The following is an 18,567-nucleotide window of genomic DNA, read 5'->3' on the forward strand; positions in this document are numbered from 1 at the left end:
AAGTCTTATTCTTTATCCTGACCCCAATCACGTGGCAGATATCCCAGGTGCTTCCATGCGCTATGCTCAGCCTGGAACTCTTTCATTGAGCTGTAGACTTTCGCAAACATAGGATCAGTCTCTGAACGGCGCGCCATTACACGGTCAGTCGCTTCCTGGAAGGCCTCCAGAATTTCGTCATTGTACTGACGCATGTTGACGCCTTTTTCAGCAAAGCTCTTCAACACCGCACCTTGCAGAGCCTCTGCACGAGAAAGGGCATAAGCGTTACCGGCCATACAGGTGTTTTCGATCAAAGCTTTAGTCTGATCATTCAGCTTGTTCCACTCATCCATGTTCACATAGAGGAACTGGTTAGTGGACGGCTGATGCCAGCCAGGCAGGTAGTAGTATTTGGCAACCTGATAGAAGCCCAACTGCTCATCAACGGTTGGCAGAGAGAACTCGGTTCCATCCAGCACGCCGGTTTCCAGCGCCTGATACAGCTCACCACCCGGCAGCATGGTTACAGACATGCCGAACTCAGCCATGATTTCACCACCAACACCGGCTGCACGGAATTTCAAACCACTTAACTGATCAACAGAGTTGATCTCTTCGCGGAACCAACCGGCGGCTTCAGGACTGATGGTGCCACAGAGAATCGGATATACATTTGAGGGGGCGAAAGCTTCTTTGAGCAACTCATCACCGCCATGGAAGTACATCCATGCAAGGAATTCCTGAGATTCAAGACCAAAGGGTGTGGCGCCGAATAGTGCAGCTACGGGAAGCTGACCCCACTCATAACCCATCCAGGAGTAACCTGCAGGAATATTACCTGCGCTGACGTTTTCGAAAATGCTGAGTGCTGGTACCAGCGCGCCCGGTTCGAAAACCTGCAGCGTGACTTGACCACCGCTCATCTGATCCAACATTCTGGATACCTCTGGCATGGTGTCGCCAAGGGCTGTCAAGGTGGAGGAGAAGGACATCGGGACCTGCCAACGTACACGGTCAAAATCGGCCATGGCTGCTGTAGACGCTACCAGCGTGGTGGACAGTGCCACCGCTTTCAGAGCATGTTTCATCAAGTTCTTCCTCTTATTTTTGTTTTACCTGCAACCAACTGAGCGATAAGCATCAGCGTGGTTACATTCTGCTTAGTTAAAATGGATCAGGTTACGTTTTTTAAACCTCAACCAAATTGGTATTACCAATTAGCCAGAAAAAGCTCCCCAACAGTATTTTCTTATGTATCGAATGTCAAGGTAGAAATAGTCTGATACTTTGTCCAATGAGGAAGAACAAAAAATCAGCTTTCTCCATTTCCAGCGTTTTCATTTACATCCCTTTCAACCATCAGTGTGCCGTCCAGGCACCATCAATCGGCATGGATGTTCCGGTGATAGCCCGGGCGGCATCCGTGCACAAAAAGTAGACCAACTCGCCTATTTCACTGGGCGCAACCAGCCTCGGATATGGGGCCTTACTTTGTATCAGACCCAACTTGGCCTCATCAAAGGTCACGCCATGTTGCTTGCTGTAGGCTTTGAACTGATCATTCAGCAATGGTGTATCCGTCCAGCCGGGGCAGATAGCGTTGGCTGTAATGTTGTTTGCAGCCTGCTCCAGCGCAACCACTTTGGTCAGACCAATCAACCCGTGCTTGGCTGCGCAGTATGCTGACTTATGTACCGAGGCCACCAGACCATGCACAGATGCGATATTGATAATGCGCCCCCAGCCATCATCCAGCATCATGGGCAAAGCCTGTTGCGTAGTATGAAACGCTGCGCTGAGATTGATCGCCATGATCTGATCCCACTTTTCGGCGGGAAAATCCAGAATGGGTGAAGTAAACTGAATACCAGCGTTGTTAACCAGAATATTGATGCCACCCGCCTGGCCGATATCTGTCATCATCTGTCGGATTTTCTCAGGACGACTGAGGTCTGCCGGGCAATAGTAGGCGTTGACGGCATACTGACCTGCCAGCTCACGTGCCAGCTCATCACCTTCCTGTTGTGGCTCCAGACCGTTCAGGACAATATCGATACCATGGCTGGCCAGCACGCGGGCAGTAGCCAGCCCAATACCGCTGGTGGATCCGGTGACAAGTGCTCTTTTGGAATTTTTCATGCCAGAGTTCCCGTGTTCTTACGTTGATTTCACGATGCAGTGTTGATCGAAACGAGAGAACAGCAGGCGTAAAGCGGATTGACGCGTATCATGAGGGTGTTCCTGTATTTTATTTATTATTTCCTTATATACTGCAGATGCCGTGCCACAACTAAAAAATCATTTAATATCAAATAACTAATTAAAATCGATCATCGTAGCGCTCTCACACCGTCTTTTTTTCAAGACACTATTGTCTGGCATTCCAGACAGAAGTTGTCTATATATTCAGACACCCTCAGTCTGGATAGTGATCATGCCAATAACAAAAAATACGTTGCATGAGGTCAGAAAAAAGGCACTCACCTTTCTGGCCGAGTCCTTCGAAGCCTTTTATGAATATGCCATCGCTGTGGATCAACAGGGGGTCATCTCCTGGATCAGTGACGGCTATATGGATTTTCTTGGTCTGGAAGCGTCGCCGGTCGGGCACCACATCACCGACATCATTCCCAACAGTTATCTGCCACATGTCGTCACCAGCGGAAATCCGGTTTTTCTGGATCTGCTCTACATTCGCAGCCAGTGGGTAGTGGTGAGTGCGATTCCTCTGCAGGATGAGAGAGGCCATATCGTCGGCGGCTTTGCGTTTGTTGCTATCGAAAGCGCCTCTCATATGAAACCGCTGCTGGCCAAGTACAATGTATTGCAGAGCCAGATCCGCGATGTCAGTCGTCAGGTTCCGACACGCAACGTACGCTACCAGTTATCGCAGATAGCCGGACGCAGTGAAGCCTTGCGCACCATCAAGCATCAGATCCGTCAGGCAGCACGCTATGACATCTCTGTACTGATAACCGGTGAAACCGGAACCGGTAAGGAGCTGTTTGCCCATGCCTTGCACGACCTGTCGGAGCGCTCAGGTAAACCTTTTATATCAATCAACGTCGCCGCCATTCCAGAGAGCCTGATCGAAGCCGAGTTTTTTGGTGTTGCACCCGGCGCCTATACTGGCGCGCAGAAAGAGGGACGGCCTGGCAAGTTCGAAATCGCCGAAGGCGGCACCCTGTTTCTGGATGAGATAGGTGATATGCCGTTGGCACTGCAGGCCAAACTGCTGCGTGCGCTGCAAGAACGCGAGTTTGAACGGATAGGCTCGAATAATGTACAGAAAGCCGATGTCCGGATCGTCGCAGCTACCAGCCGTGATCTTGGCGAAATGGTGGATGAAGGCGAGTTTCGTGCCGATCTTTATTATCGACTCAATGGCATGCCGATCCATCTGCCACCGCTGCGCGAGCGTTTATCCGATATCGAGATGCTGAGTGAACGTATTCTGGATGAGTGTGCCGGACGTCTGGGACTACTGCCCAAGGAGCTGACCAGCGGTGCGCTCGACCTGTTGTGTCATCATGACTGGCCCGGCAATGTCCGCGAGCTCTATAACGTGCTGGAGCGCGCCTGCATCCTCAGTGAAAACGACAACCTCATCGATATCACAAAAATACAGGATCTGCTGGACCCCCGTCTGAACAAGCCCCGCCTGCCGGCCGAGGCGGCTCCCGCTAAATCGACTGTGCCGACCCCTTCGCAACCTCCACGCCCGCTCAAAGCACAGATTCAGGAGGCCGAGGCCGCAGCCATTGACGAAGCACTGCGCCATACCCGAGGCAACCGCTCTGAAGCAGCACGATTACTGGGCATTTCGCGTGCTGCGTTATATGAAAAGCTCAAACATCACCGAGTGCATGATGGTGTTGAAGCAGACAATTAAGCACCGCTTCTCGACCTTTATCTCACCAACAAGGATAATGGCAACTTAAACAGAACCATGAGGCATACAATGCAGATCACAAAAAACACCGTTGTTCAGTTTCACTACACCCTGTCGGATGAAAGCGAAGAGCTGGGCAGCTCTCACGGACAGGAACCGGTCCTTTATCTGCAGGGCAGCCCCGGCCTGCTTCCTGGACTGGTCGAGGCACTCGAAGGCCACAGTGCAGGTGATGAATTCGACGTGACGCTGCCGCCGGAAAAGGCCTATGGTCTGCGCCAGGAAGGTGCCATCGAAAAGGTTCAACTGAAACGTCTGCACGGTGCAAAGAAGTGGAGCCCCGGTATGCCAGCGCTGCTTGAAGTGGGTGAAAACGATTACCGCGATGTTACCATCGTCAAGGTCGGACACTCCCAGGCTCAGGTTGATACCAACCATCCACTGGCCGGAAAAAGTCTGACCTTCAATATCAGTATTGTCGATGTACGCGAAGCCTCACAGGATGAGATCGCACACGGCCATGCACATGGCCCCGGCGGCCATCACCACCATTAAGAAGTTGCTCAGTCCGTTGTATCAGCCGGAGCGAACAGCCTCAGAGGCTGATATAACTCAGGCCAGGGCCTCAGAAACGACCTGAAGGCGCCGGACAGTGAGATTACGCCCCTTGTGCTTGGCCTCATACAACGCCACATCACAGGCTTGCAACCAACCCTCCAGCGTATCCTCCGCCTGCAGCTCGGCAACGCCGAAGCTGCAGGTGAGATGGATATTGCCGCCAAAGGTACTCTGTTCTATCCGTACACGCAGTGATTCCGCTAGCTGGAACGCCTGTTGCTCTGTCGTCTCCGGCAGCAAAATCATGAACTCCTCACCACCGAAACGAAACAGCTTGTCACAACTGCGGATGCGCCCCGAGACCAGCCGGGCAAAGTCGATCAACACCTGATCACCTGTGAGGTGTCCATGTGTATCATTTATTCCTGATTCCGTGACTTCGCAGTCACATATAATGCCTCACCCCCTGCAATCACAAGGCTTCCAGCGTTAAAATAGCCACTGATTTCCATTCACCCAGTCAGTGGTGTCAGCCCATGCGCAAATTCAAGATTGAACAGTCCAAAACAGACGTGATCACCCCACATGGAGGCCTGGCATTAGTAGGGCATTGCCTGAACCATCTGACGACACTGCACAAGACATCTCGCAGCATCGTCAAACGTCATGGTATTGCCAACATGGATCTTATCCGGACCTACCTTGGCCTCATCTGCCTGGGTAAAAGTGACTTTGAGGCCGTTGAGCAGACACGCCATGACCCCTATTTCACGGCGGCGATGGGGGTCAAACAATCACCCTCTTCAGCACGATTGCGTCAGCGATTCGATGAAGACGCTCCAGCCCTGATCCCCCTGCTGGATGCTGCCAGTGTCGAGTTCATGCAGAACGCCACCGTACCTCTGACCGGACTATCGACAGGCCACATCCCGCTGGATATGGATGTTTTTCCCATGGATAACAGTCAAACCCAGAAGGAAGGCGTGTCCTATACCTATAAGGGTTATGACGGCTATGCGCCGATAGCCGCCTATCTTGGTCAGGAAGGCTGGTGTCTGGGATGCGAGCTCCGCACAGGCAGTCAACATGCCAATCATGAGTTTATTCAGGTTCTGGAGCGCATCATTCCCCGAGCCCGGCAATTGACCGATCAGCCTCTGTTGGTACGGCTCGACAGTGCTCATGATGCCGCTGAGAATCGCACGTGGTTCAAGCAACACAACATTGACTTCCTGATCAAATGGAACCCCCGTCAGCAGGATCTCTGGCAGTGGTACGATGAGGCCAATGCAAAGGCCCAGTGGCAACATCGTCGGGCGGGCAAGATGGACGCCGTGTTCTCTCAATTACTGGATGATGCTGACAAAACCCGTCGTGTCATCAAGGTCACCGTCCGTCAGTGTGATGCCAAAGGGCAGATGTTTCTGGAGCCTCAGATTAGTATTGAAGGCTGGCTTACCTCGTTGTCTTCGGATCAGGCTGACGATGCCACCATTATCAGGCTGTATCAGGATCATGCCACCAGTGAGCAGTACCATAGTGAGTTCAAAACCGATCTGGACCTGGAGCGTCTGCCATCCGGCAAGTTCGATACCAATGACCTGGTGATGGCCTTTGCCGTATTGGGTTACAACATCCTGCGCTGGATAGGGTTGCGGGGCCTGATGCAGCAGGACTCGCCTGTGCGCCATAAGGCCAAACGCCGCCGTCTGAAAACCGTGATGCAGGAACTGATGTACATGGCTTGCCGACTGCTTCGCAGCGGACGACAACTCATACTTCGGTTTGGTCAGCACTGTCCGGGGTACCAGGCCTTCCACCGGGTGTATACTGCCATTTGACTGATCTGATACAGCGGAAACTAATCACAGGGTCTTCGACCAGAACAGGTTGTGTCCAGGTCATCAGAGTCGATCAAAAAACACACAGTGAATGACTCACCACTGCTGGTGACGGTCATCGTATGAGTACGGACAGACGATCTGTCAGGGTAAGATCTGTTGTTAAAGAGCAATTTTAGCAGTGACGACTATCCGTTCAGGTTGGGGTGGGTGGAGTCACTGATTCAGGTTATTGTTTTGAAATGATCCAGGTCAACCAGAATCAGACTGGCTGGCGTCTCATGTCGATGCTTGAGCTGCAATGCAGTATCCAGCGTTTCCTGAAGCCGACGACGGTTGAGCGCGCCGGTCAGCTCATCTATGCCAGCCTGACGCTCCAGATCGGCTTTCTGTCGCCCGACGATTAAGGCAAAAATACTCGCAAACACCATGCAGATGGTAATGCCGACGGAAAAACGGATCACCAGCAGCGGCTCTTCGACATTCAGTGCGGCCAGCAGACAGCTGACGGAGAAGATAACACCGGTGAACACACCATGAGAGAGCCTGAAAGTGAAAAAGAAGACAGAAGCCATCGGGAAGGTGTAGATCAATCCACGCAGCCCCACCGAGTAACAGGCATAAACGATCGCCAGCGATACCACCAGCACAAATAATTGACGATACAGCAGACTGTCACGAAAGCGTAGTTCCTGACGTAGCGATAACGTCACAGTGACAAGTGCCATCAGAAGAATGAGACCCAGCCAAGGATCTCCCCTGAAGAGATGTCCAGCTGAAAAACCAGCCAGCGGCAGCATTGCCACTATATGAAACAGTATCGAAACTCTACGCGGAAAGTTTTCCGAATGTATGGAAGTCAAACGCTACCTTCACGATTCATAACAATCAGTTTGTCTTTCTGCCCAAGGCTTTCGGTAACTGCACGCTATTCGATTATTCTTTCACCGAACAAGGTATACCTTACTCTCCACTTGGCCTTATAGCATACCTAGATCGACAGACAGGCGCTATTCAAAATATTTCTTGCCAATACCCGGATATTGCCAGCTGCCCGCCGGAAGACTACCCTGTAGGGTTTAACCCTGACAGACGAGAACTTTAAAACATGAAAGCGATGCGAAGCCACCAGCATGGTGATGTTGATGTATTGAATCTGGAAGAGGTCGACCAGCCAGTAGCTGCGGACGGGCAGATACTGGTGGCTGTCAAAGCCGCTGGTGTTAATCCGGTAGACACTTATATTCGTGCAGGCACCAATAACTATACTGCAAGCTTTCCTCATACTCCCGGCATGGATGGTGCAGGAGAGGTCGTAGCAGTCGGGAAACTGGTCAGCGACTTCAAAGCTGGCGATCGCGTCTACTTCAGTCGCACCCTGACGGGGTCATCTGCAGAATACGCACTGCTCGACCCTGCCACCACCTTTGCCCTGCCGGATGCGATCAGCTACGACGAAGGCGCGTGCCTGGGTGTTCCCTACACAACGGCTCATCGCGCACTCTTCGGACGTGGTCAGGCGCAGGCAGGGGAAACCGTGCTGATTCATGGCGCCACCGGTGCAGTCGGCATCGCCTGCATCCAACTGGCAGCGGCAGCTGGTTTGAAAGTGATCGCCAGTGCCGGGACCGTTGAGGGTGAAGCGCTGTTGAAACAGCAGGGCGTTGCGCAGGTGATCAACCACAATGACGCCGAGCACCTGGCCAACTGGCAGCAGCCAGGTAATGGCATCAACCTGATCATCGAAATGCTGGCAAACGTCAACCTCGACAGAGACCTGAAAGCGCTGGCCCCAAAAGGTCGCGTCGTTGTGATCGGTAACCGTGGTACAATTGAGATCAACCCTCGTGATCTGATGGCACGCGATGCCGCAGTCTTGGGTATGGCGCTGTTCAATGTCAGCGCGCCGGAATTGCGTCAGATAGGCCAGGCACTCTACCCGCTGCTGGCCAGCCGGATGCTGGAGCCTGTCATACGCACCATTTACACCCTGGCTGAACTACCTTCGGCGCATCAGGATGTACTTAAGCCCGGTGCTTTGGGCAATCTGGTTATCCACATTGCAGACTAATGCAACCACAACCCGGCCTCAGACAACTGATGCCGGGCTTTGATACTAATTGAATACCATGGCAAAACGTCCCACAAAAGCCGAAACGCGACGCGAGCTCGAGCGTGACATGAAGCGTTACCTGTCGGAGGGCGGCCGGGTTCTGTCCGTACAATCAGGCTGTACCGGACTGGCTGATGGCGCGCCACTCCCTGCACCGGTTTTCAGCCCACAGCCGCCTCAACCACGTACTCCTATCCCTGAGGTGATGGCAGCACTGGATGCGCGTCGTCAGACTGCCGCCAGAAAAGCGAAACCACCGATGAAGAAGCCTCGCAAGAAGATCCTCTACGATGATTTCGGTGAACCCCTGCGTGAAGTCTGGGAAAGCGACTGATCAGGTTTTGAAGCGCTCGACCTCACGCTGCAGCTGCTGAGCCAGTTCGGCAAGCTGCTGACTCGCCTGAGAGGTCTGATCCGCCCCACTGACAACCTCACTGACACTGCTTGATACAAACGTGACATTCTCATTTATTTCGTTGGCTACCGCAGTCTGCTCTTCAGTTGCACTTGAGATCTGAACGTTCATATCTGCAATGGCACCCACAGAAGCCCTCACAACTTCGAACGCCTCGCCATTTTCTCTTGCTGCAGTTACGCCCGCCTGAGCACGTTGGATAGACTGCTGCATCTCTGCAATCACTTTATGCGCCAGCGCCTGCAGCGTCACAATAGTATGCTGAATACGCTCGGTTGCCTGCTGAGTGTTGGCCGCGAGTTGTCTCACTTCATCCGCCACCACACTGAATCCACGTCCGGCATCACCTGCTCTGGCAGCCTCAATCGCTGCATTCAGCGCCAGCAGGTTGGTCTGTCCGGCAATCTTCTCGATCACCTCCAGCACTTCGGTGATGTTTTGAATCTGATTTCCCAGATCCTGAATATGGCCAGCAGATTCATCGATGCTGGTTGCCAATGCCTCTATCGACTTGACTGACAGACGCGAACGCTCAAGCCCCTGTCGACTCTGCTCATTGGCCTGATCAGCACTGAAGGAGGCGCTCTGAGCATTAGATGCTACTTCCGAGATAGCTGCCGTCATTTCATTTATGGCCGTCGCGATCATCGTCGTCTGCTGCTCCTGCTCCTGAGCCGTGCCACTGACCTGATGACTGATTGCACTCATCTCCTCAGCAGCGGCAGCCAGTTGATGAGTCACGCCAGTCAGGTTTTTGATCAGTGACTGAAAGTGATCCATCATGCCGTTGAACTGCTGACTGAGTTGAGCAATTTCATCCTTGCCCTTCACCGGCACACGCTCGGTGAGATCAGAGTGTGTTGCTATCCGCTGCATGGATGTTGCAAGCAGGGTGATAGGCTGCTGAATGGAGCGCAAAATCAACAGTGCCAGAAAGGCAATCCCCAGCGTTACCAGCACACCGACAGTGATGAACAGCAACCGATCCTTCTGATACTGCCGCTCAGCAAAACTCCTGAGCACTTCCGCTTCATCCAACTGCAGTTCTATCAGCTCATTCAGCGCATCTGCCAAGGGCTCATAAGCAGCAAAAAGCTCAGTATTAAAAGTTGAGAGGTCCATCTGCTGCAATTCCCCACTGGATGCGCGGCGCTGCAGGCTCTCCTGAAAACGCAGAACAGAAACGCGAATCCGTTCCGCTTCATCTGCCAATTGCCGCTCGCGCTGATCCATCTGCGTCGTCAAAAATCGTTGCCAGGCAGGATCGCCCCGTTCACCAGCGCGCCTGAGCTCGGTATTCAATGCAGCCAGATCTATCGTACCCGCGCGATACTTCTGAAAAGCATCCACAGCTATGATCGAATAAGAATCGGACGTCACCTTGAGATCCCGTAATGGAACAACCCTGTCCACAAACAATGCATCAGTGTTGTCACTGAGAACTTTCATATCACTCAGTGCAATAACAATACTCAATATAAGTGCCAACAAAGGTAGTGTGCACAACAGCAGCAGGCGGGCAAAAACAGACAGATTTGAAAGCATGAGGCTTACCCATTGGCTTGGTTAAAGGATGTTATGGTTTATTCTGTAAGTTTATTTTATTATTAGCAATCATTTAATTAGAACAGCCTTATGTTTATAGTTTGGTTAACATTTCCCTCCATATACATCTCCCCCAGAAGTTCTCTTGCATCAACCGCTAAAAGTTATATGCAGCCCTGACAAGGGTGTGATATTAATTTGAACAACGAAGCTCAGATCGAAGGAACAATATGCGCATCAACCGGTCTCTCCGTAAAATGCTGCTGGTTTCTACGCTACTGATGGCTCATTCAGTTCACTCAGAAGTACTTGAGCTTAAAATCGGTGTGTACGAAAACGAGCCCAAGATCCTGATGAGCCAGTCCGGCCAACCCTCAGGTATTCTCGGTGATCTGCTGGTCGAGATAGCCAACCGGGAAAACTGGCAACTGACCGCTGTACCCTGCGAATGGGAAGCTTGCCTTGAGGGGATCCGAACAGGTGAGCTGGATCTGTTGCCTGATGTAGCCGAGAATCCACAGCGCCGCAGTGAGATGAACTTTCACACCATCCCATCCCTGCATAGCTGGTCACAGATCTATCGTCGGGCGGATGTAGAGATAGAATCCCTGCTGGATCTTGATGGCAAACGGATTGCGCTGCTCGATGGCTCCATTCAGCTCAATTACCTGCACTCACTGGTCAGCGGATTTGATATCGATCTGAGTTTTGTCACGGTATCCAACATGGAAGAGGTTCTGGACACCCTCAATCGGGGTCAGGCAGATGTAATGGTGGCCAATCACCAGTTTGGCGATTACCATGCACCCCGCTATAACCTGCTGCCCACCACCATCATGTTCCAGCCCGCACGCCTTTTCTATGTCGCACCACCTGGCCGACATGATGAACTGTTGGCGCAGATCGACAGCTATATCGAGCAGTGGCGACGCGATACTGAATCGCCCTATTTTCAGGTTATCAAACGCTGGGATGGCAGCCTGCCTAACGCGATCCTGCCACAGTCGGTCAGGTTTGGTATCGCCGCGCTGACACTACTGCTTTTACTGGCAATGGGTTTTGTTCTGCTGCTGCGCTATAAGGTACGGCAGAAAACACATGCCCTGCAGGCCAGCGAGCAGCGATTGAGTACGATCCTGAACAATGTGGAAGCCTACATCTATATCAAGGGACCGGATTACCGCTACCTCTACGCAAGCCCAAAAGTCTGTGAACTCTTCGGCAAACGCGAACAGGATGTGATCGGCAAGCATGACAGCGACTTTTTCGATGCCGATACTACCCGCCAATTACTGGAAACCGATCGTCTGGTGTTGGAGGAGGGCCAACGTGTCGTGGAGGAAGAGCGCAACCAGATTCCTGGCGAGCACACCCCACGCTTCTTCCTATCGGTCAAATTGCCATTACGCAAGCCAGATGGAACCATCTATGCGTTATGCGGTGTTTCAACCGATATCACCGAGAAAAAGCAGCAGGAGCAGGAGATCCACCAACTCGTCTATTTCGATGTCCTGACAGGTCTGCCCAACCGCCGTCTGCTGCAGGAGCGCCTTCTGCAATCGATGGCGAGATCTATCCACCGCAAACAGGATGGGGCCGTGCTGTTTATTGATCTCGACAACTTCCGCAATCTGAATGATTCCCACGGCCATCAGGCAGGTGATCGCTTCCTGTCGAGCGTAGCCGAACGCTTGTCTCAACACCTGCACGAAAGCGACATCCTGGCCCGAATCGGTGGTGATAAGTTCGCCCTGCTGCTTGAAGGATTGGATGAGCGCAAGGAACGATCCCACTATCTGATAGATAAAACCGCCCACCGGATTCTGCAGACACTGCAGGAACCCTTCCTGTTTGGCCAAAAGCTTTACACCGGCACCGCCAGTATCGGCATTGCCCTGTTTTCGGATGCCTGGAACAACAGCAATGAAGTACTCAAATGTGCCGAACTGGCAATGTATGAAGCCAAGAGCGCTGGTCGTAACCAACTGTGTTTTTTTGATCCGGTCATGCGCGACCAGGTCAGGATGCGCTCCGAGATCGAAAGCGGTCTGCGGCAAGCACTGAGTGATAAGCAGTTCGTGCTGCACTACCAGCCACAGTTCGACCAACTCGGTACGTTGATAGGACTGGAAGTACTGGTGCGCTGGCAACATCCTCAGCAGGGCTTGGTATCACCCGCCCACTTCATTCCCACAGCCGAAGCAACCGGGCTGATCATCCCACTCGGCCGCTGGATACTGCGCAGCGCCTGTGAGCAACTGGTACGCTGGTCGGCACGGCCCGATACGGCAGGCTTGTGTCTGGCAGTAAATGTCAGCGCACGCCAGATGCATGACGACGACTTTGTCGAGGATGTATTGAAAATACTGGATCAGACTGGAGCAAACCCCAGTCGACTGGAACTGGAACTGACCGAAAGCCTGCTGCTACAGGATGTGGAGCAGGCGATTGCGAAGATGAACCGGCTCAAGGAGCGCGGAGTACGTTTTTCGCTGGATGACTTTGGCACAGGCTACTCCTCCCTGAGTGCGCTGAAGCGTCTGCCACTGGACCAGCTCAAGATTGACCAGGGTTTTGTGCGCGATCTACTTACAGACCCCAATGATGAAGCCATTGTGCGTACCGTGGTGGCACTCGGACAAAGCCTGGATCTGTCGGTGATTGCAGAAGGGGTCGAGACTGACGCACAGCACTTGATGCTACTCACGCTCGGCTGCCGTAAGTTCCAGGGCTATCTGTTCAGCCACCCCTTGCCACTGGTCGAACTGGAAAACCGTCTGACAGACGGGTTCACTCCGCTCACGGCTGCGGACAACTGACACTGCGGTATCCCCCACCTTCAGAATGAAGCGCGAGGCCCTGACCTTCACTTCTGATCAGCACTCTGACCAGCACTTCTGCTCAGGCAGCCTGCTCCCGATAGGCCAGCTTCTCCATGCGTCGTGGTGTCATCGGCAGATGCACAACTGCCGCCAACATAGCCAGCAGTGCACTGGCGATCAGCGCTACATCATAAGAGCCATACCACTCAAACGTCAGCCCAGCCCACCAGCTGCCGAAGAAGGCACCGATCTGATGGCTGAACATCACGATCCCGAACAGAGAGGCCAGATTTTTCGTGCCGAAGAGTTGCGCAATGGCACCGCTGGTCAGTGGCACGGTGGATAACCACAGCATCCCCATGATGCCCGAGAAGAGGTACAGGACCTGATCGGTGATCGGTACCATCAGCAGCATCAGAATCAAACACCCACGCAGCCCGTAAATCCAAACCAGCAGCCAGGGCTTATGCCAGCGATCACCCGCCCAGCCGACCACAATCACCCCGATAATATTCATCAGTCCGATCAGCGCCAGCGAATCCGCTGCCACGCCGGGCAGCAATCCGCAGTAGGCGACCAGCCCTGCCATATGCACCGAAATAAACGCGATATGAAAGCCGCAGACAAAAAAGCCGATATTCAGCAGTTGGTATTCTCTGAGCTTCATCGCCTGGCCAATCGCCTGCCAGTCAAAGATTCGCAGCGGCGGCGCATCCTTATCCGGCGCTGGTTTTGCCTGATCCCGTAACAACCAGATCATCGCAAGGATCAGCACCGTGGTGGAGGCAAACAGCATGAAGGTATTGGCCCAACCCTGAGACGGAGCATAGTAGCCGAGCACCAAGGCATACAGAAACTGCCCCAGTGAGCCACCGGCACTGGCTACACCCAGCGCCAGCGTGCGCTTATTGGCAGGAAAGCGCTTACCCACCGCCGCCAGCACAATCGGGAAAGTGGTAGCCCCTACACCCACGCCGATCAGCAGCGCATTACCGATAAAGAACAGCGCCCCACTTTGCGCAACCGCCGCAGCGACCAGCCCGGCAAAATAGAGAAACGCCCCGAACAGCAACACCTTTGCCGTCCCGTAACGCTCAGCCAGAGCGCCGGCCACGGGCGACACCGCCCCCCAGATCAGATTCTGGATCGCAAAACCGAGCGATAACTCAGAAACAGTGACACCCAGCCCCTGACTGATATCCGGCACCAACAGACCCAGCGCCAGCCGGACGCCCATACTGTAGGCCAGCACGACGGCCGCGGCCATTACGATCCACCAGGGGTTGAGCTTTGTTGTCATCATCTTCAGCCGTTAATCAGTCTTTTCTGATAAAGCGTCATGATCACCAAATCCTCGTTTTTCAACAACCGGTATTTCGTCACCCATACAATTCTGGCACAACCTGATGCTCGCCTTTAACTGCTGAGAGGAAGCCAGGCACCGATCAGTATGAACAGGCTGCCACAGACTCGATTGAACCCCTTGCCACAACGCCCCAGCCAACCGGATACACGACCGGCAAACCCTGCGATGAACAGCTCCGTAAGGCACTCTATCAGCACAAACGTGGCCGCCATAATGACAAACTGCAGCCAGAGATCTACCTCAGGGTTGATAAACTGAGGCAGAAACGCCGCAAAAAACAGGATCGCCTTGGGGTTGGCAAGCGCCGCCAAAAACCCTTGCCGCGCCATATGCCAGCGGCTGACCCTGCCCTTCAGATTACCCACTCCACCACCCGGAGAGGGCGAGCGCCACACCTGAATACCCAGCCAGACCAGATACAGCCCACCGACAATCTTCATCACCAGCAACAACTCCCCTGCCAGACTCAGCAACGACGCAATGCCAAACATGGACAGACCGATCACCGCAGCGAAACCCAATGCCCCACCGGCTATCGTTGCCAGCGTTCGCGTCGGCCCATGCAGTGCACCGTGTGTCAGCGCCAACAGACCATTTGGGCCGGGTGTCAGTGAAAGGCCAAGCGTGGCCACCATATAGATCAACCAAGTATCCAGCGTCATAACAACTCCTGTGAATAATCGGTGCATTATGCTCGCCACAGACGGATACAGCCCTGTATTATCAAGACATCATAAGGTCATTTTTAGACATATGGAGGTAACATGCAGACACCGGATGTTGGCTTTCTGCTGCTTCCTTTGCCAGGATTTGCACTACTCCCGTTCGGCGGCTTTCTCGACAAGCTGCGCTTCTCGGCCGACGATGAGGACCTCAGCCGTCAGCGCTACTGTCGCTGGCAGATACTCGGCCTGGAGGCAGATGAAACCATCACGGCCAGCTGTGGTGTGGAGGTCAGGGTGCAGGCCACACCGGGTGAGCTTGATTGGTCCGACTACCAATATCTGGTTATCTTCGGCGCACGCGAAGCAGAACAGACTCAGCGTCTGGCACCCCAGTACCGTGCCCTGCTGCGTCAGGCCAACTCACACGGACTCAATCTGGTCAGTATCGATAACGCCTGCTTTCTGCTGGCCACAGCAGGGCTTCTGAACAGGCATCGCGTAGCCGTGCACTGGCGCCACGCCCGCGAGTTTGCCACCCAATTCCCGCATATCGAGATGACCACCGACCAGCTCTACCTACTGGATGGCTCACGTATCAGTTGCGCCGGCGGTAGTGCTGCGATCGACCTGGGCACCGAGCTGATCAGCCGCCACTGCGGCAGAGAGCGTGCACTCAAGGGGCTGGCCGATATGCTGGTGGACGAAACCCGGGAAACCGGGCACCGACTCAAATCCCTGCAACCCGAACCGGATGCCAACCGCCACCTGACTCGGGCACTGGCCTTGATGCGCCAATATCTGGGCACCCCGATGACTATCGACGCACTGGCCGCTCAGGTCAGTGTGGGCAGGCGCCAGCTGGATCGTCTGTTTGTCGCCCGGTTCAACTGCCCGGCTCGCGCCTACTGGCAGGAGATGCGCCTGAAGCACCTGGCCTGGCGCCTGCAGCATACCCATCATCATCTGGCACAACTCGCCGAGGAGGTGGGTATGCCGGATGTGGGGTATCTGAGCAAGTGTTTTAAGCGGCGGTTTGGGGTGACGCCAGGGGTGTATCGGCGGAGGGGGTGATCTGATAGTCGGCACCCATTCCATTCATTCCCGGCTTTTGAAAAGCTCTTTCATTCGCTCAATATCAGCAACGGTGTCTATCGCCATCCTTCAATAAGACTAGCATTCTGAAGAAGGCGCTATTGGTCTAGAACGCGTACAAACTCTCCTACAACACAGTATTGCAAGTCTTCATCATCCATTAGCTCAATGGGCTGGAAGCTGTCATCGTAAGAGTTAGGTTTCAGCTGAATACGGGCGTGGCACCAACCACTTTCGTCCTCAGATTTAAAGCTTTCGTAAACCTTAACTGTGTATCGTGAGCCTGATTCTGCATCAATAGCATCAATGCATTCCACCAAGACCGTCTTTCCATTTCGGGTGCCGCCACTATCCACACTGAATAAGCATAAGGCGTTATTTGGAATAACCCGGTTCATGGATTCACCAATGACCCTACAGGCGAACATGCCTTCACTCACTCGGGTGCCCTCGGGTACGGCAACCCAATCCCGGTGCTCAGCGAAATGAATATCACTGAAATTGCCGGCAGCAACCTGTAAGTCAAACAGCGGCACGGCATTCACATAGGGCTCAAGTTCTACCACACTGGAGGCTTCCGCCTGCATCTCGTCGGCATGAACTGGAATATGTTGTTTGAAGTAATCCCGCAGAGCATCGTCACAGGCATAGACAAAGGTTCCGCGAATGCCTCGCATCATAATGGTCCGATAAATGTTGATGATGTACTGCTTCAGCTCTGCCGGATCCTCAATGCCTTGTCTGCCGGTGCGGTCATGGTAGTTACCTTTGACGATCACTATAGACTGACTTTGAGGGTCGTACCGGATCTCTTCACCAAATATGATGCCAGCATAGTTCAGGTCATAACCCTGAGTAGTATGAATGCACCCTACTTCCTTGTGTGAATTTTCCTTGTTGATCCAGTCGGTGTTTGTGCTATTCCAGCGCAAATGAACGCCGCCGATCACAATGTCATAGGCATCGACATCCCTCTTGGATACCCATGGCCAGGAATAACCGGCAATCATGCGAGACAACCCTACTTGTCGCTCCTTTTCATTAAGGGTATTGACCATATCCCCTAGTGAGTCAAACACCTCAAACTCATAGTTCTTGGTGGTAAAAACGGCTCCATCATCAACACGGCAATTAAGCAGCTTGTCGATAAACTCAACATAGGGTTGCCCTGCCTTCACCCGAAACTGAGACAGCAACTGATGCGTCACCGAACCTCTGGACGACTTCAGGCGCTGGAAATCTTCTACATCCGCATCAGAAGGCTTGATGGATTGGCCCTGATCATAAAAGAAAATGGCTTTATCCGATTGCTGGCACACCCAGTCCACTTCACTGCAACTATATTTGTCCATACCCAGCGCATCACAGGCCTTGTCGAAGCTGCCGAAATAAGCGCCAAGGTTCTTACGTTTGCGTAAGCGATGGGACTCGTCCACCAGCACGATGTCATAGTGCTGATTGGAAAGCTCAGACGGGCTGATAACCATCTTCGGGCTAAGTCCTGAAACGTGCTTAAAGGCTTTTTTAAGGGTTGTCCGGAACGAGGTCATCGGTACCACAAGCGCCATCTTTGGCTTGGGCATTTTTTGTCTGAGCGCTGCCAGCAGAGAGCGAATCTCGGCCTCCTCATCGGTGAACTCCCTCAGCTCAACTCGGTGATCTTCTGCATGGAGCAACTTGAACAGAAAGATCGCTAAAACTGACTTACCGGTTCCAGCTCCCCCTTCAACCACGATGTTCCGCACATCAGGATTAAGTAGTTCATGCATGATAGTTAGCAACCCCTGCCGTTGGTCAAAAGACAGGGATTTGTAAGGAGAGTATTTGAATACGTCTGAGTTATCGAGGTAGTCGAGGGTTCGAGAAACCACACCACAGGCAATCAGACGGTTCCAGACTTCCCGGAATACATCATCGTACAGGGAACCGCGCTGGTAATAGTTGTGATCAACCAGTCCGAGATTGCCGTTCAGCAGGTTGTATTTACCATCAGCCGCTATGTATTTAATCAGCATCGACTCAACATCCAAAGTAGCGGATTTGTTGAAATACCCACTGGTAATCAAGTGAACAGCTGTCAACAGTTGCTTCTCGTCATGTTTGAGGTGCGTACTCATTCGGGTGAGCGCATCTGTGGTTTCGCCGATATAGGCCTGCAGTTGTTTTTCGTCACTGAGGATGTACACCAGAGGCCAGCTACCAGTAGCGAAGGCATTGTCGCGCAAATCGTCAAGGGCTTCCCGGCTGAAAGGGAAACGCTGTACTTCAACCATCGA

At 53.1% G+C, this 18,567-nt stretch carries 15 protein-coding genes; 7 read left to right on the plus strand and 8 right to left on the minus strand.

Features of this window, described 5'->3' with window-relative positions:
* Window positions 1-5 precede the first annotated feature (5 nt).
* On the minus strand, window positions 6-1,070 hold the full coding sequence (locus ACK3CJ_RS21230) for a TRAP transporter substrate-binding protein (RefSeq protein ID WP_409524189.1): 1,065 nt from the start codon (window positions 1,068-1,070) through the stop codon (window positions 6-8).
* 271 nt (window positions 1,071-1,341) lie between these two features.
* On the minus strand, window positions 1,342-2,121 hold the full coding sequence (locus tag ACK3CJ_RS21235) for a 3-hydroxybutyrate dehydrogenase (RefSeq protein WP_409524190.1): 780 nt from the start codon (window positions 2,119-2,121) through the stop codon (window positions 1,342-1,344).
* 295 nt (window positions 2,122-2,416) lie between these two features.
* Between ACK3CJ_RS21235 and ACK3CJ_RS21240 the strand changes: the two genes are divergently transcribed.
* Together ACK3CJ_RS21240 and ACK3CJ_RS21245 are read left to right on the plus strand one after the other, a co-directional pair.
* Complete coding sequence (locus ACK3CJ_RS21240; RefSeq protein ID WP_409524191.1) at window positions 2,417-3,874, plus strand: sigma-54 interaction domain-containing protein; 1,458 nt, start codon at window positions 2,417-2,419, stop codon at window positions 3,872-3,874.
* Between the two features lie 69 nt (window positions 3,875-3,943).
* Complete coding sequence (locus ACK3CJ_RS21245) at window positions 3,944-4,429, plus strand: FKBP-type peptidyl-prolyl cis-trans isomerase (protein ID WP_409524192.1); 486 nt, start codon at window positions 3,944-3,946, stop codon at window positions 4,427-4,429.
* Window positions 4,430-4,486: 57 nt separating this feature from the next.
* Here ACK3CJ_RS21245 and ACK3CJ_RS21250 read toward each other — a convergent pair whose 3' ends face one another.
* The gene (locus tag ACK3CJ_RS21250; protein WP_409524193.1) at window positions 4,487-4,819 is read right to left on the minus strand and encodes a GGDEF domain-containing protein; all 333 of its coding nucleotides are present in this window, start codon (window positions 4,817-4,819) and stop codon (window positions 4,487-4,489) included.
* A 149-nt stretch (window positions 4,820-4,968) separates the two neighbouring features.
* On the opposite strand from ACK3CJ_RS21250, the gene ACK3CJ_RS21255 reads away from it, so the two are divergent.
* Complete coding sequence (locus ACK3CJ_RS21255) at window positions 4,969-6,273, plus strand: IS1380 family transposase (protein ID WP_409524194.1); 1,305 nt, start codon at window positions 4,969-4,971, stop codon at window positions 6,271-6,273.
* 224 nt (window positions 6,274-6,497) lie between these two features.
* Here the strand turns inward: ACK3CJ_RS21255 and ACK3CJ_RS21260 are convergent, their stop codons facing one another.
* Window positions 6,498-7,001: a GGDEF domain-containing protein gene (locus tag ACK3CJ_RS21260; protein WP_409524195.1), complete on the minus strand. Its 504-nt coding sequence runs from the start codon at window positions 6,999-7,001 to the stop codon at window positions 6,498-6,500.
* Window positions 7,002-7,381: 380 nt separating this feature from the next.
* Between ACK3CJ_RS21260 and ACK3CJ_RS21265 the strand changes: the two genes are divergently transcribed.
* Together ACK3CJ_RS21265 and ACK3CJ_RS21270 are read left to right on the plus strand one after the other, a co-directional pair.
* Window positions 7,382-8,344, plus strand: coding sequence for an NADPH:quinone reductase (locus ACK3CJ_RS21265; protein ID WP_409524196.1), 963 nt, complete (start codon window positions 7,382-7,384; stop codon window positions 8,342-8,344).
* Window positions 8,345-8,402: 58 nt separating this feature from the next.
* Window positions 8,403-8,720, plus strand: coding sequence for a hypothetical protein (locus ACK3CJ_RS21270; protein WP_409524197.1), 318 nt, complete (start codon window positions 8,403-8,405; stop codon window positions 8,718-8,720).
* On the opposite strand, the gene ACK3CJ_RS21275 is transcribed toward ACK3CJ_RS21270, so the two are convergent.
* Entirely contained in the window at window positions 8,721-10,346 is a 1,626-nt protein-coding gene (locus ACK3CJ_RS21275) for a methyl-accepting chemotaxis protein (RefSeq protein ID WP_409524198.1), read from the minus strand.
* Window positions 10,347-10,627: 281 nt separating this feature from the next.
* On the opposite strand from ACK3CJ_RS21275, the gene ACK3CJ_RS21280 reads away from it, so the two are divergent.
* Window positions 10,628-13,165, plus strand: coding sequence for an EAL domain-containing protein (locus ACK3CJ_RS21280; protein ID WP_409524199.1), 2,538 nt, complete (start codon window positions 10,628-10,630; stop codon window positions 13,163-13,165).
* 82 nt (window positions 13,166-13,247) lie between these two features.
* Here the strand turns inward: ACK3CJ_RS21280 and ACK3CJ_RS21285 are convergent, their stop codons facing one another.
* Both ACK3CJ_RS21285 and ACK3CJ_RS21290 read right to left on the minus strand, forming a co-directional pair.
* On the minus strand, window positions 13,248-14,471 hold the full coding sequence (locus ACK3CJ_RS21285; protein ID WP_409524200.1) for an MFS transporter: 1,224 nt from the start codon (window positions 14,469-14,471) through the stop codon (window positions 13,248-13,250).
* Window positions 14,472-14,584: 113 nt separating this feature from the next.
* Window positions 14,585-15,196, minus strand: a complete 612-nt coding sequence (locus ACK3CJ_RS21290) for a LysE family translocator (RefSeq protein WP_409524201.1) — start codon at window positions 15,194-15,196, stop codon at window positions 14,585-14,587.
* Window positions 15,197-15,298: 102 nt separating this feature from the next.
* Between ACK3CJ_RS21290 and ACK3CJ_RS21295 the strand changes: the two genes are divergently transcribed.
* A complete protein-coding gene (locus tag ACK3CJ_RS21295; RefSeq protein ID WP_409524202.1) occupies window positions 15,299-16,270 on the plus strand; it encodes a GlxA family transcriptional regulator in 972 nt (323 codons plus the stop codon).
* 119 nt (window positions 16,271-16,389) lie between these two features.
* Here ACK3CJ_RS21295 and ACK3CJ_RS21300 read toward each other — a convergent pair whose 3' ends face one another.
* On the minus strand, window positions 16,390-18,564 hold the full coding sequence (locus tag ACK3CJ_RS21300) for a DNA/RNA helicase domain-containing protein (RefSeq protein ID WP_409524203.1): 2,175 nt from the start codon (window positions 18,562-18,564) through the stop codon (window positions 16,390-16,392).
* Window positions 18,565-18,567: the final 3 nt, after the last annotated feature.

This window comes from Nitrincola salilacus (assembly GCF_046271865.1).
Lineage (GTDB): Bacteria > Pseudomonadota > Gammaproteobacteria > Pseudomonadales > Balneatricaceae > Nitrincola > Nitrincola salilacus.

What these genes read in the sequence shown, in the direction of transcription:
- ACK3CJ_RS21275 (WP_409524198.1), bottom strand. Translation starts at nt 10,346, where the DNA reads ATGCTTTCAAATCTGTCTGTTTTTGCCCGCCTGCTGCTGTTGTGCACA.
- ACK3CJ_RS21290 (WP_409524201.1), bottom strand. Translation starts at nt 15,196, where the DNA reads ATGACGCTGGATACTTGGTTGATCTATATGGTGGCCACGCTTGGCCTT.
- ACK3CJ_RS21230 (WP_409524189.1), bottom strand. Translation starts at nt 1,070, where the DNA reads ATGAAACATGCTCTGAAAGCGGTGGCACTGTCCACCACGCTGGTAGCG.
- ACK3CJ_RS21295 (WP_409524202.1), top strand. Translation starts at nt 15,299, where the DNA reads ATGCAGACACCGGATGTTGGCTTTCTGCTGCTTCCTTTGCCAGGATTT.
- ACK3CJ_RS21235 (WP_409524190.1), bottom strand. Translation starts at nt 2,121, where the DNA reads ATGAAAAATTCCAAAAGAGCACTTGTCACCGGATCCACCAGCGGTATT.
- ACK3CJ_RS21285 (WP_409524200.1), bottom strand. Translation starts at nt 14,471, where the DNA reads ATGATGACAACAAAGCTCAACCCCTGGTGGATCGTAATGGCCGCGGCC.
- ACK3CJ_RS21260 (WP_409524195.1), bottom strand. Translation starts at nt 7,001, where the DNA reads ATGGCACTTGTCACTGTGACGTTATCGCTACGTCAGGAACTACGCTTT.
- ACK3CJ_RS21280 (WP_409524199.1), top strand. Translation starts at nt 10,628, where the DNA reads ATGGCTCATTCAGTTCACTCAGAAGTACTTGAGCTTAAAATCGGTGTG.
- ACK3CJ_RS21265 (WP_409524196.1), top strand. Translation starts at nt 7,382, where the DNA reads ATGAAAGCGATGCGAAGCCACCAGCATGGTGATGTTGATGTATTGAAT.
- ACK3CJ_RS21270 (WP_409524197.1), top strand. Translation starts at nt 8,403, where the DNA reads ATGGCAAAACGTCCCACAAAAGCCGAAACGCGACGCGAGCTCGAGCGT.
- ACK3CJ_RS21255 (WP_409524194.1), top strand. Translation starts at nt 4,969, where the DNA reads ATGCGCAAATTCAAGATTGAACAGTCCAAAACAGACGTGATCACCCCA.
- ACK3CJ_RS21300 (WP_409524203.1), bottom strand. Translation starts at nt 18,564, where the DNA reads ATGGTTGAAGTACAGCGTTTCCCTTTCAGCCGGGAAGCCCTTGACGAT.
- ACK3CJ_RS21240 (WP_409524191.1), top strand. Translation starts at nt 2,417, where the DNA reads ATGCCAATAACAAAAAATACGTTGCATGAGGTCAGAAAAAAGGCACTC.
- ACK3CJ_RS21245 (WP_409524192.1), top strand. Translation starts at nt 3,944, where the DNA reads ATGCAGATCACAAAAAACACCGTTGTTCAGTTTCACTACACCCTGTCG.